Source organism: Alteribacter populi (genome assembly GCF_002352765.1).
GTDB classification, from domain to species: Bacteria; Bacillota; Bacilli; order Bacillales; family Salisediminibacteriaceae; genus Alteribacter; species Alteribacter populi.
Genome location: NZ_KZ293963.1, coordinates 2,385,744 through 2,399,148, shown reverse-complemented (window position 1 = coordinate 2,399,148; position 13,405 = coordinate 2,385,744). Strand labels below are relative to the sequence as shown.

At 40.6% G+C, this 13,405-nt stretch carries 12 protein-coding genes; 10 read left to right on the top strand and 2 right to left on the bottom strand.

The window, feature by feature from the left end; translation table 11 throughout:
* Positions 1-80: 80 nt before the first annotated feature.
* The 7 genes from CDZ94_RS11545 to ppc all read left to right on the top strand — a co-directional run bounded on the left by CDZ94_RS11545 (position 81) and on the right by ppc (position 8,660).
* Entirely contained in the window at positions 81-1,109 is a 1,029-nt protein-coding gene (locus CDZ94_RS11545) for an aldose epimerase family protein (protein ID WP_096437185.1), read from the top strand.
* 18 nt (positions 1,110-1,127) lie between these two features.
* A complete protein-coding gene (locus tag CDZ94_RS11540; protein WP_096437183.1) occupies positions 1,128-2,120 on the top strand; it encodes a LacI family DNA-binding transcriptional regulator in 993 nt (330 codons plus the stop codon).
* 456 nt (positions 2,121-2,576) lie between these two features.
* Positions 2,577-3,797: a hypothetical protein gene (locus CDZ94_RS11535; protein WP_096437181.1), complete on the top strand. Its 1,221-nt coding sequence runs from the start codon at positions 2,577-2,579 to the stop codon at positions 3,795-3,797.
* A gap of 204 nt (positions 3,798-4,001) precedes the next feature.
* Positions 4,002-4,295 (top strand): DUF4190 domain-containing protein, encoded by a 294-nt coding sequence (locus CDZ94_RS11530; RefSeq protein WP_245415731.1) that lies wholly within the window; start codon positions 4,002-4,004, stop codon positions 4,293-4,295.
* Between the two features lie 149 nt (positions 4,296-4,444).
* The gene (locus CDZ94_RS11525) at positions 4,445-4,768 is read left to right on the top strand and encodes a hypothetical protein (RefSeq protein ID WP_096437179.1); all 324 of its coding nucleotides are present in this window, start codon (positions 4,445-4,447) and stop codon (positions 4,766-4,768) included.
* An 81-nt stretch (positions 4,769-4,849) separates the two neighbouring features.
* Positions 4,850-4,999: a hypothetical protein gene (locus tag CDZ94_RS21370; protein WP_157911750.1), complete on the top strand. Its 150-nt coding sequence runs from the start codon at positions 4,850-4,852 to the stop codon at positions 4,997-4,999.
* 916 nt (positions 5,000-5,915) lie between these two features.
* The gene (gene ppc, locus CDZ94_RS11515) at positions 5,916-8,660 is read left to right on the top strand and encodes a phosphoenolpyruvate carboxylase (RefSeq protein ID WP_096437177.1); all 2,745 of its coding nucleotides are present in this window, start codon (positions 5,916-5,918) and stop codon (positions 8,658-8,660) included.
* A gap of 112 nt (positions 8,661-8,772) precedes the next feature.
* Here ppc and CDZ94_RS11510 read toward each other — a convergent pair whose 3' ends face one another.
* A complete protein-coding gene (locus CDZ94_RS11510; RefSeq protein ID WP_096437175.1) occupies positions 8,773-9,162 on the bottom strand; it encodes a hypothetical protein in 390 nt (129 codons plus the stop codon).
* A gap of 161 nt (positions 9,163-9,323) precedes the next feature.
* Here CDZ94_RS11510 and CDZ94_RS11505 point away from each other — a divergent pair, with 161 nt between their 5' ends.
* Entirely contained in the window at positions 9,324-9,809 is a 486-nt protein-coding gene (locus tag CDZ94_RS11505) for a hypothetical protein (RefSeq protein ID WP_096437173.1), read from the top strand.
* A 167-nt stretch (positions 9,810-9,976) separates the two neighbouring features.
* Here CDZ94_RS11505 and CDZ94_RS11500 read toward each other — a convergent pair whose 3' ends face one another.
* A complete protein-coding gene (locus CDZ94_RS11500; protein WP_096437171.1) occupies positions 9,977-10,597 on the bottom strand; it encodes a YesL family protein in 621 nt (206 codons plus the stop codon).
* 204 nt (positions 10,598-10,801) lie between these two features.
* On the opposite strand from CDZ94_RS11500, the gene CDZ94_RS11495 reads away from it, so the two are divergent.
* Together CDZ94_RS11495 and CDZ94_RS11490 are read left to right on the top strand one after the other, a co-directional pair.
* Positions 10,802-12,538, top strand: coding sequence for a sensor histidine kinase (locus CDZ94_RS11495; RefSeq protein WP_198520793.1), 1,737 nt, complete (start codon positions 10,802-10,804; stop codon positions 12,536-12,538).
* On the top strand, positions 12,535-13,314 hold the full coding sequence (locus tag CDZ94_RS11490) for a response regulator transcription factor (RefSeq protein WP_198546717.1): 780 nt from the start codon (positions 12,535-12,537) through the stop codon (positions 13,312-13,314). Before CDZ94_RS11495 ends, CDZ94_RS11490 begins: the two co-directional genes overlap by 4 nt.
* The last annotated feature ends 91 nt before the right edge of the window (positions 13,315-13,405 follow it).

The following is a 13,405-nucleotide window of genomic DNA, read 5'->3' as shown; positions in this document are numbered from 1 at the left end:
GTTGATGGTTCAACACAAAACAGATGTTATTCTACAGAAAACCCAATCGATTCAAACTTAAGAAAAAGGTGCTATGTCCAATGACAAAACGTAATTTTCAAGAAAAAGTAGCCGATTTCAATGGTGAGAGTATCTTTGCTTTTACCATTGAAAATGCAAACGGAATAAAAGTGACAGCGTTAAATTACGGCTGTACGATCACGGAAATATTAACACCAGATCAACACGGCGAAACGGCAAATATCGTATTACGTTATGATCACACCTACGACTATGTTGAAAACCCCTATTATTTAGGGTCCGTAGTTGGACGCCTAGCCGGACGAACGCGCAGCGCTAGCTTTGAACTGAACGGCAAACGCTACGAACTGCCTCAAAATGAAAACCAAAACCATATCCATGGTGGTTATAAAGGCTTTACAAAAAGAGTCTGGAAAGGGCGGTTTATTGAAAAAGGTATGCAATTTTTTTACAGGAGCCCCGACGGAGAAGAGGGCTATCCGGGCAACATAGACATGACTGTCACATATGAGCTAACAGATGACAATACGTTAGAGATGACCTACTCAGGTATACCTGATGAAGATACCGTATTAAATGTAACGAACCATACGTATTTTAACTTGCGTGGTGACGCAGAAACGCCAATAACAGGCTGCGAGCTTGCGATTGACAGCGATCGTTATGTCGAGCTGGACGATGAATTTTTGCCAACAGGCAATGTTCTTCCTGTCACTAATAGTGAGGGGTGCTTTGATTTTAGAGAAGGAAAAACAATAAGGGACGGAATCGCGTGTGGCGATCCGCAATTAACCTTAGTTGGCGGCGGCTTTGATCACCCGTTTTTACTCAATCAAAATCAGGAATACGCGGTTCGGCTTACCGACCCCGTGTCAGGACGTCAAGTGGAGGTTGCGACAGACAAGGAATCGGTAGTCCTTTATACTGGAAACAATCTCGATGGATCTTTCCCCAAGCATGCGGGACTGTGCCTAGAGACCCAACATGTTCCAGATGCGATTCACCATTCGCAATTTACCTCCCCATTGGTTAAAAAAGGCGAGATCTACGAATCGAAGACAGTATTAAAATTTTCTGTAAACCGTTAAAAAAAGGAGTAGTAGGAAATGGCAACAATTAAAGATATTGCAGACAAAGCAGGCGTATCCATCGCAACCGTCTCTAGAGTTCTCAACTACGACAAGACGTTATCTGTAGGAGATGACACGAAAAAAAGAATATTTGAGGTAGCAGAAGACCTTTCCTACTATAAACATAAAAAAAGAAAAGCGTCTTCTAAAAAAATTGCCATCCTTCATTGGTATACAGAAAAAGAGGAGCTTGACGACCTCTACTACATGTCGATCCGTTTAGGCATAGAAGAGCGCTGCCAGGAACACGAAGTTGAACTCGTTAAATTCTTCTATGACGATCTCGGCAAAATGAAGAGGAACGGAATCGAAGGGATTATAGCTGTTGGGAAATTTAGCCCTGGACAAATTGAACAAATGAAACAGGTATCATCGAACATCGTTTTCGCAGACTTCAGTCCAGAGCAAGAAGACTACGACTCTGTAGCGATCGATTTTGAAAAAGCGACCCGGAAAGTGTTATCCTACCTCGAAACGCACGGCCACACCGAGATCGGATACATCGGCGGACGCGAAACGTTTAGAGACGAGTTCGGGGTGTTGGAAGACCCACGTGAACAAACGTTTAGGTCTTACATGCAGGCAAAGGACAGGCTAAATGAAGACTGGATTTACATACGTCATTTTTCAGTGAATGACGGCTATGACCTGATGAAAAAGGCGATAGAAGAGCACGGTGACAACCTCCCTACAGCCTTCTTCGTGGGAAACGACGCTATGGCGATTGGCTGCTTAAGGGCATTGCACGAAGCGGAAATCAAAGTACCCGAACGCGTCAACATCATCGGAGTAAACGACATCAGCCTGTCAAAATACGTATTCCCTCCTTTAAGTACGGTAAAAGTATTCACCGACCTAATGGGACAAACCGCCGTCGACCTCCTACTCGAAAAATTAACCGAACACCGAACCATAACAAAAAAAGTCACCCTATCCACAGAACTAACCATCAGGCAAAGCAGCTTTTAGGGTGCCTGACCCCCACCGCTGTACAGCATTAACGCGGTGGGGGTCAGGCACCTTTTTTGCGACAATTATTTCATGTTAAATAAACGTTTGTTTAAGGTGATTTTTTTCTGTTTTTTTGTAAAATAAGAATTTATAAGAGGACAGCTACCTTCACGCCGCTCGTCTCAAGGGAAAAGCATCCTTGAGACTTTAAAACATGCGGCGGAAGCTGACGCTGTTTTTAATAAAAGACCGCTATGCGGTTTTTCTTATAGAAATGGCTGTCATTTTATCCGTTGGTCACTAGGGAGCTCTTGATCTCTTAAAAGTCTTTTAGAAAGCGAACCCATAGCTGATAAACTGCCATATAGTCCTATTAACCCACTCTATTAGATCTTATATAATGGAATAGCATGGATTATAATAGATTATAGAAGGTCTTAATACAAGTAAACATAGTTGCTGGAGGTGCTTTTGTTGCTAGATAAACGGTTTTATAATGTGTTGGCTGCTTGGCTGATAATCGCCGGTGCTACAATTTTTGTTTTGCCTACAGACACTCATGCACAAGTTGTTAAGTACCAAGAAAACGGGCAGACGATAGAGTTTAGATTTGATGGTTATGAGAAAGTTAATGGAGATAACCTTCGTATACACGGACAAAAAAGAGATGCAGGATTGGATGACTATAGTGTAACTTATACAGATTATTATAAAGCGGATTCATGGCAATCATACGGCGGAAGTGATCCACTTTTGCAAGCGCTAGGTGGAAATGGTTTGTTACCACAAACCGAACCTTCAACTGCACCGGCAGATGAGGAAAATGAAAGTGGTTCAGATGAATCTACCGGCTCTAGTGATTCAGATAACTCGAGCGGAACGGAGGGCGCTGATGAAAGTGATTCCGGCGACTCTAATGGTTCAAGTGATACTGGGGAGGCAGGAGATTCGAATGGTTCCGAACCTTCTAATGGGTCTAGCGATTTCGATCACTCAAGTGGTTCGAGTAGTTCAAGCGATTCTAGTACTTCAAATGAAACCAATGGTAGTGATGGCTCAGGAAGTTCTCGTGAACCAAGTACCGACCCTCATGATGAGAACGAATCCTCCGATGTCCCAGCCTCTGACGAACTGTTAAACGAAAATGAGGAAGAAGGTGTTCTAGAAGAAGAGGACACAATTGAAGAGGTGAAAGAGATAGGGGAAAACGAGAAAGAAAAGAATGGTGGACATCAAAGAAATCATTCTTCTATTCTTGAACTCATAGGATATGATAATGTCCCCGATTATTATGGGGTACTTTTTAAACTTGACAGGGATGTCACGTCTGAAGACCGATCTAACTTCGACCCTAACTATGACACAAAGGTATCCGTCGTTTATTATGAGATGGAAGACGAGATAGCCCTTCAAATAACAGATGTTTTAAATTTCATCGATACTATACTAGAGAAACCAGGGGAAGTAGCAGAACTACAAAAATATTTAAATGAAGATGATATCAGAGCGTTATGGCTCTTATTCTCTGATGAAAACCTAGCAGATATCCCTCAAACCACTTACATACTGGAATTTCTCCAGTCGGAATATGATGAAAAAACATTAAATGTGAAGATAGAATCAGGCGGAGTAATCAGTGGAGTTGTTTCTTTCTTTAAAAGTATCGGCAGTTTCTTTACAGGGATGTTTAATTGATCTTTTTTGTTGGTGCCTGACCCCCACCGCGTTAATGCTTTACAGCGGCGGGGGTCAGGCACCATTTGTTTGAATAAGGGAGAATGATCCACTTCGTTAATGCTGTGCAGCAACGGAAAATATATGGTATGGTTGCTTGGTTAATAATAGTGATTATTAGCGTGATTATGAAATTTTTTAGATAAGAGTGGAGGTTTGAAGAGGTTGGAAGATAATATGAAAAAAGAAATTGAAATTGTTGAACCTAAAGTAAATGGAAAGGCTATTGCCTCTCTTGTTATAGGAATTGTTTCACTGGTCATTCCTTACATCGGATTAATAACCGGGATAATTGGAATTGTATTAGCAAACAGCGCTTTCAAAGTTATTAAAAATGAACAACAAAGCGGAAGAGCTCTAGCTATTGCAGGTCTTGTTTGTAGTATTATTGCTACTGCTCTTTACGGGTTAATTATTTTATTTTTAATAATTGGCTTTATTTTAATCTCCGTGAATTAAATAAACCTTGTCTTGAAATAGGTCTTTTATACCTCTATATATAAAAATATGTAATTTAATAAAGACAAAAGAACCTGTTGATGGTAATATTACTGTTGTTGAAATTAATTATGTATTTTATGCAAATTTTTGAAAATGGAGGTGAAAATATGTCTGCATCCAAGGTTTTGAAATGGGTAACAGGAGGGCTAGAATCTTTGCTCGGAATTCCAGTACTAGGTGCTTCAATTGTCATTGGATTATTATGGATTCCATTAGCTGTTATGTTAGCATTACATATCGTTACTTTAATCCTTACAAAGAAAGACGGCGGGGCAACTACTGGAAGTATTTTGGGGATTGTAACTTCTTGTATTGCTTGGATTCCTTTTGTAGGAATGATTATGCATATTCTTTCAGCAGTTTTCCTTATGATCGATGCTACTAAGCCTAATCGTCAAGGTGAATCTGTAGCTACTCAACAAGTGTCATAGTATCAATATATCTATTAAAAGTAGGGAGGGAGACTAACCTGCTTTTTTTTGAATTCATGAATTCAGGTGCCTGAAAGTAAATTGTATATGCACGAGGCAGGAGTAGAAGCGCTAAAATCAGCTTCGATGTTTGCTGTAGGTGTTGGCACAAAATCTATTTTATTTCAAGAAGATTATGTAGTGGAAAATACAGATAAACTGGCGTTCCGAAAGATTGTAGAAAGGATTTAGCGGAAAAGCCTGTATCATTGAGTCCTTGTTGTGCAGATATAACGTACGGCAGGGACTTTTTAAGCTGTGGTCAGCCCTTTTAGATTAGGCAATTGTAGAAAGAATTTGTCCATTTTCTAATATTGTCCTCCCTTATCCCTAGCTATTCGATAGCCTTTTTCGATCAATTCTTTTGATGTAAATTTTGTTGTAGACAAAAGAGGAAATAATCCAGCTCACCTAAGCTCCAATTCCTAGAGTGAATGATCCTACAACTAAGGGGGATAATAAACATGCTTGCAGCCCACTTTAATCTCCGCGGAACAGGGCAGGAAAAAAACCAAAAAAGAAAGTCGTCCAACTGAACCCAACCTTTACTTCTTTTGTAATTCCGCCTTCACTCTTTAATAAAACCTTCATCCGTAACACTCCCTTCATTATTGTAGAAAGAAAAGGACATAGAAAAAATATTCACAAATTAACACTATTAGTAATAAAGATCTATATATTTCCCTTAGTCTTCCTGGATAGTATTATAATATCATGATCTTTGATTCGAGTTAATCATTTGGTTAATTCTTTCACTTTCATGGCTACTGTAGCAATGTATAATATATAATACTTAAACTGATAGAATGTCTGCGACTTTCTTGTTTAATTAAGAGTAGTGATCTTTTTAGCGGTATGGGTGGTTGATGGTTGTTAATCACCCCCGTCCCGGCAATGCTCCACTCGAAATAATCAGAAAAATTGGTTGTCTCGGCTGCTTTTTGTTAAGATATTAATAATCACAGAAGGAGACTACTTTTTCTTTTGTGGGACAATTTTTGTCCACAGGGACGAAAACGGTCCGCTTGGTTGGTACCTGACCCCCACTGCGTTAATGCTGTACAGCGCCGAGGGTCAGGCACCCTCAAATGATAGAAAGGATGATGGCATGCTAGATATGGCAGATAATAGCACCCTTTTACGGAATGATGTGAAAAAGCTAGGAAGCATTTTAGGTGAGGTTCTCATTCAACATGGTGGGAGCGAACTATTTAACAAAGTGGAACAAATAAGAGAGACTGCAAAAGAGCTGCGAAAAAGTGGCGATGCGGATTTCTATAATAAACTAAAAGAAGAGATAGGAAGACTTGATTCTCCAACACGACAGCATGTGATCCGTGCGTTTTCGACCTATTTTCACCTGATTAACATAGCAGAACAAAACCATCGGATTCGTCGTTCTCGTCAATACCAGTTGCAAGATGACGGGGCCTTACAGCCGTTTTCAATTGAAAGTGCAGTGGCATCGATTAAGGAAAGCAACTTCTCAAATGAAGAAATTCAGCACGTTTTAGACGATTTATCAATTGAATTAATTATGACGGCTCACCCAACAGAAGCAACGAAACGGACGGTTCTTGAAATCCAGAAGCGGATTTCAACGATTATTCAAAAGTTTGACAACCCAACACTGACGAAAAAAGAACGCAGAAAACTAGATGAGAGTCTCGTAAACGAAGTCACGGCTTTGTGGCAGACCGATGAGCTGCGACAAGTAAAGCCGACGGTATTAGACGAAGTGAAAAACGGACTTTATTATTTTGATCAAACGTTATTCAGTGTGTTACCGGCGATTCACCAAGAATTAGAGGATCAGCTTGATGATTATTTTCCGAATCACGAATGGAAGGTGCCTAACTTCTTGCATTTCGGATCGTGGATTGGCGGGGATCGTGACGGAAACCCCTATGTGACTCCTGAAGTGACGTGGGAAACTCTCAAACTACAGCGACAACTCGCTCTGAAAAAATATGACGAGGCGATGGTAGAGTTGATGAGGCGCTTTAGCCAATCAACGACCTACGTTCCTGTAAGTGAACAATTGAGAAATTCCGTTGAACAAGATGAGCGAACATATATGAGAAAAGGCGAGACGTGGAAAATTGAATCGGAACTATATCGCCGCAAGTTTGCGGTCATGCTCAAGCGTTTACGCCAGGCAGATAAATCAAAAGGCGGCTATCAAAAATCGGAAGAATTACTCGCTGATTTAAGGATTGTCAAAGAAAGTGCAGAACAACATACGCAACCAGACCACAAGCTGAAAAAATTAGAGAAGTTAATTCGCCAAGTAGAGCTGTTTGGTTTTCACCTTGCAACTCTGGATATTCGAAATCATAGTGGCGAGCATGAAACAGCAATCACTGAAATTTTACAGATGGTCGGAATCGCTGACGATTACCGTGCGTTATCTGAAGAAGAAAAGATCAAAACATTAGAGCGTGTGCTTCGTGACCCGCGGCCGCTAATGCTTTTACATGAAGATTATTCAGAGGAAACGCAAGAGATTTTTAGCGTTTTTCAAATGATCAAAAAAGCACACGATACTTTCGGGAGGCGTTCGATTGAAGTATATCTTGTCAGTATGACGCAGTCGGCGAGTGACTTGCTTGAAGTACTCGTTCTTGCAAAAGAGGCAGGGATTTATCGTCTCCATCCAAATGGGGAAGTGGAAAGCGGTCTTCACGTGGCGCCTTTACTTGAGACGGTCAATGATCTCATCGCTGGACCTCACATTATGAAAACTTTATTTGAGATGGACGTGTACCGCAACCACATCGAGAAGCGAGGAAATCACCAGGAGATAATGCTCGGGTATTCCGATGGCAGTAAAGACGGCGGCACATTAACCGCAAATTGGAAGCTATTCAAAGCTCAGCAGGAAATTCACGATATGGCAAAAGCATTTGACATTCGACTGAAATTTTTCCATGGGCGAGGAGGCTCTCTTGGTCGCGGCGGTGGGCCGTTAAATCGCAGTATTTTATCGCAACCAGCAAAAACGCTAGGAGATGGAGTAAAAATAACTGAGCAAGGAGAAGTGCTGTCGTCACGCTATATGCTTGGCGATATTGCATTCCGTAACCTTGAGCAAGCTGCATCTGCGTTGTTGGAAGCCTCAGCAAAAGCGTCTCATAATGCGGATCCCGTTGAAAAAGACTGGGAAGAAGCAATGGAAGAAATTTCGGGCTATTCGTTGGAAAAATATCAGTCTCTTGTCTTTGGGGATGAGGATTTCTTAACTTATTTCAAGCAGGCGACACCTTTAAAAGAAATTAAGGAATTGAATATTGGTTCGCGACCGACGAGTCGAAAAGGGAGCGAGCGCTTTGAAGATTTACGTGCCATTCCTTGGGTGTTTGCTTGGACACAATGCCGGCAAATGCTACCTGCATGGTACGCATCGGGAACAGGTTTAACCGCGTTTGTTTCTAAAAGCGAAGAGAACTTAGAAATGCTGCAAAAAATGTATGTATCGTGGCCATTTTTCCAAGCAACAATTAATAATTTACAAATGGCATTAATGAAAGCGGACCTACAGACTGCAAAGGAATATGTCGATTTAGTCGAGGATCAAGCAGTGGGCGAACGGATTTTCAAGGACATTACCGATGAGTATAAACGCACGCGTGAAATTTTGCTGCGCATTTCGGGTGATGAGGAGCTACTCGATCACACACCGAATATTCAAGAATCGGTCCACAGACGTAATCCATACGTCGACCCACTTAACTTCTTACAAGTTGATTTGATTCATAAAATGCGAGAATCAGATGAACAGTCAGAAGAGATGTTAACAGAAGTATTGCTGACAATTAGTGGCGTTGCTGCTGGGTTAGTGAATACGGGATAAAAGTTTCATTAAGGAGGGACGGTATCGATATCTATGATACCGTCCCTTTTTAAATTCAAAGAAAGGTATCTTATCATTGAGGCTTGTTTTTGAAAGGGGCAGCACATGTGGGTTAGGAACCGACTTGCTTTTTAATTCGTTCGATATCCATGTCATGCTTGCTTGTCACGTTGCGTAAGTAGTCGATATCGTGAGGAATATGATCAAGCTTTTTGTCGATGACTTTTAGAAGCGTTACGATATCTTCCTGCTGGGATAATTCTAATGCATCAAAACGCTGGTCCATCGCATCAAAACGTTGATCCATGCTATCGAGTCGGACTTCGATTTTTTCAAAACGCTGGTCCATCGCATCAAAACGCTGGTCCATCGCATCAAAACGTTGATCCATGCTATCGAGTCGGACTTCGATTTTTTCAAAGCGTTGGTCCATCGCATCGAAACCTTGGCCCATTCTCCCAAACTGCTCTGTTAAAAAATTCATCAATTCTTGCTCTGCCATACTTGTCACCTCCTTCTTGTCTTAAAAATAATTATAATAAATGCGCGGACAAAAGTCACTTGGGAAAATCGGGAATCTGCCATTCTAAGACAGCCCATAATATTTCAGGCAAGTGAAGAATATCATCTAATGTAGACGAGAATAGAAAGGAAGTTTCTTAGATGCAAAGAAGAAGGAACCCTTTACTAAACTTCATGTTTCTTGGTGCGCTTATTGTGGTGCTTATTTTATTAGGTTTTTTGCTCATTCGATCTGATGCGAAACAAGCAGAAAAGACGGTGGATTTATTTTATTCCTTAGAACAAGAAGCGAAGTTTTCCTCTTCATGGGAGCTGCTCCATTCAGATATGAAGCAACGTTTTCCTGTTGAGAATTATATTCAAGATCGCTCACACGTATTTATGAACCATTTTGGGGTGGACACGTTTACTTATTCGTTATCGAAACCGAAGAAAAAAGAAAGCTGGCAAATGACCGATGATGCAGAGCCGGTAGACGTTTATCAAATTATCGTTACTAAAAACTATGAAGGGAAGTACGGCTACTTTCAGTTCATTCAGCACACCTACGTGACAAAAGAGGATGGGGAATGGCGGATCATGTGGGATTTCAAAAGGGAAGAAGGCGTTGGGGAGCTTGAATCTTGAGAGTAAAGAAAGTATGGAGCGGACAGCTACCTTCACGCCGCGCGTCTTTAAGGGAACCCAGCATCCTTGAGACTTAAAAATATGCGGCGGAAGCTAACGCTGTTTTTAAAAAAGATCATATGCGGTTTTTCTTAAAGGTTGGCTCGTCCGCACACAACACCACTTAGCTAGCCCCGCGCCTCCCCTACTTTCATGAACGCAGCATAGCTGATTTGCATTAGGAGATACGAAAGCAAGCTTCCACCGAAGAAAAAAGCTAGCGCTGGAATCCAACTGAAGATTAAAAACCAGGAGACAGTGGTGATCAGCATTAAAATAGTCGAAATCGGCTTTAAAATCATCAGGATCAATGAATTTTTGACTAATTGAAAAAGGTTGACCTCATAGTGTACATAGGCCGGAAACAGATAAAGCAAAGTGAGCAATAAAATGATTGCGATCGATAGCAAAGGATAAAAAAGGATTTGGATAAAGTCTCCGGAGTAATGACTTAGTAGTTGAAAGTCGAAAAAGAGAAGTACCCCTATAGCAATAATAACTAATCCTAGTAAGTTACTTCTGAAAAATTCAGTTTTATAGTTAGAGAGAAATTCCGTGAAAACAGGGAGATCCTCATCATCTTTTATCCATTTTCGTACAATAGCAAACATCGCTACAGTTGCTGGGAAAAAGCCAAGTACGACAATCCCTAAAACAGAAAACAATATCCACAATAAGTTTAAGTAAGCGAGCCTCATGATCCACTCTGATGTTTTATATAACCCTCCTGCAAATGCATTCCCTTGCATGATTCATTCCTCCAAATTAGCAAACATTATTATATTAATATATTTATTTACTACCTTTCTTCATCAACCTGATTTCCAAATGGTTACATGTTTACTCGGAATTATGAAATGGTATAATGGAAAAGATTTTTACGAAGATTGCAACTATTTATTGCTGAAATGACTTTTATTATACCATTTTCTATTACGAAAGGTGCGCTAGTTGTGTGGGAGCGATTGAGTAAATGGAATACATTACGGAATCAGATTTTCGTTATTTTTGTGTTTGTGATGGCGATTGTGTTGTTTTTTGCAGGGGGACTTGCGTATAACACGGTTTCCACTTTACTAAAAACCAATGCGGAAAGGCAAATTCAGCAGACGGCAGTACAAGCGAGTAGTAGAATGGAAGCGCTTTATGAGCATGTTGATTTGATGACTACCCAAGTAGCAACCAATTCGTTCGTACAGCAACTGCTATTAGAAGATTTAGAAGGGGAATCTGCTAGTTTTGATCAAAGACAAGCGATTATGCAAATCGTAAACTCGTACGTCGCTTATTCTAATGGCATTGATTCATTTGAAATTTATTTGCCAAATTACGCGCGGCTGTTTCCGTTAAATGAAGCGGATTTACCTCAAAGGGTAAATGTGAAGTCGATTGAACAAGCAAGACAAGAAAATGGCAGATTTGTTTGGGTGGGACGCGACCCGAGTAATCCTGATTTTTTCCTCGGTTTAAAACAGATTAATTTAGTTGACCGTTGGTTTTCTCCGGGAGGATATTTGATTGTACGTGTGAGGGATACATACCTTGAGTTTGATGAGCCGTCAGAAGAAGATGAATATATGATTTTAGTCGACGAACAAGCAAATACGATGACGTCAAATTACGAGGGGGACGTTGAGGAGCTTTTAAACGGAGAGGAACAAACCGTCACCATTGAAAACACGGATTATATGTTAGTGAAACATACATCTGACATCACCGGATGGCAAACGGTCATTTTAACACCGATTAATACGGTGACAGAGGATGTCTCTGTTCTTAGAACAACACTGTTATTTTCAGCGGCTGCGGGGTTTGGCGTGTTTTTTTTGTTTTCCTTTCTCCTTTCAACAGTGATTACACGTCCGATATTGAAGTTGACGAAAGCGATGCGTTACGGAAAGTTAGGGGCCTTAAAGCCAAGTAAGGAAATTTCACCGACCGTCGAAATTAACGAATTAATTGAAACGTACAACCAAATGGTCGAAACGATGAACCACCTTATGCAGGCTGTATATGAAAAAGAAATCATTCGAAGCCGGAGCGAACTTAAAGCCTTGCAAGCGCAAATCAACCCTCATTTTCTTTTCAATACGTTAGAGGCGCTGTATTGGTCGCTTGATGAAAAAGGGGAAGATGAGCTTGCAGATAATGTTCTTGCAATGTCGGATCTGTTTCGGTATACGATTAGCAGCCCACAACAAGCTGACTGGGTGAATATAAAAGATGAATTTGATCATATTGAGCGTTACATGCAATTAATGAAAATGAGATTTGAAGACCGATTAGCTTGGAAGGTTTCGCTAACTCCTGGTTATGAAACAGTGAAAATCCCTAAACTACTTATTCAACCGATCGTTGAAAATGCGATTCTACATGGAATTGGGAATAAAGACGGGGAAGGGTTCGTTGAAATTGAGGCCATTCCAACAGACGATTTATCAAAATTGGTGATGACAATAAAAGACAACGGTCCAGGGATTACCCAATCGAAAATAAATGACATATTAAATGCGTTGGAAAGCGAGCGTGTACCTTCTGAGGAAGGCAATGGAATGGCGATTCCGAATGTCAATAAGCGACTGCGGCTTTATTATAACGACGCGAATATCCGAGAACTTTCAATTACAAGCGAAGTGGGCAAAGGAACGGTTGTGACTCTGGAAATACCAATGAACGGAGGCTTTGTATGATCAATCCAAAGACGATATTAATTGTCGATGATGAGCCGAAAACGAGGCAGGGGCTGAAGAGAACGCTGGATAAGTGGGCTGAGGGAAGGGTTGATATTGAAACTGCAGCAAGCGGGGATGAAGCGATCGAGATTTTCAACAAGCAGAACGTACATTTGTTAATTACCGACATTCAAATGCCTAAAATGACAGGACTAAAGCTTTTGGAGACGTTCGAAGAGATCGATGAAAAGCCGGTGGTCATTATTATCTCAGCTTATTCTGAATTTGATTATGCTCAGGAAGCCATTCGCTTAGGGGTATTGAATTATTTACTTAAGCCGATTAAAAAACAAGAGCTAATTGATGCAGTGGAAAAAGCATTAGAGGTAGAGGAAAAACGGGAACGTGAAGATTTGATCAAAAAAGTAATGGACGACCGGCTTATTGATATATCGAAGCTTGAAAAAGAGGCCCGCTCTCCAATTCATGTCGCGTTAAAGTTTGTCGATGAGCACTTACAAGAAAAAATTAGCTTAAGTGACGTAGCGAAACAAGCTCACCTAAACCCGAGCTACTTTAGCGTGTTATTTAAAGAACAGACGAACATGACATTTAGCGAATATGTCACCCGGCGGAGGTTGCAAAATGCAAAGAACCTTCTTATCAACAGTGATTTCACAGTTTCAGAAATTTCTGATGAAGTTGGTTATCAGACCTCGAAGTATTTTATTAAATTGTTCAAGGAATACGAAGGGAAAACGCCGAGTCAATTTAGGAGAGAATATTCAAAATAAAAAGTTAAATCTAAAAATAGTGGCATTTCCCCCAATGGTTGTTACCTTATTTGATCGATTAACCAGTGCTAAACTTTAGTTACAGTAAAAA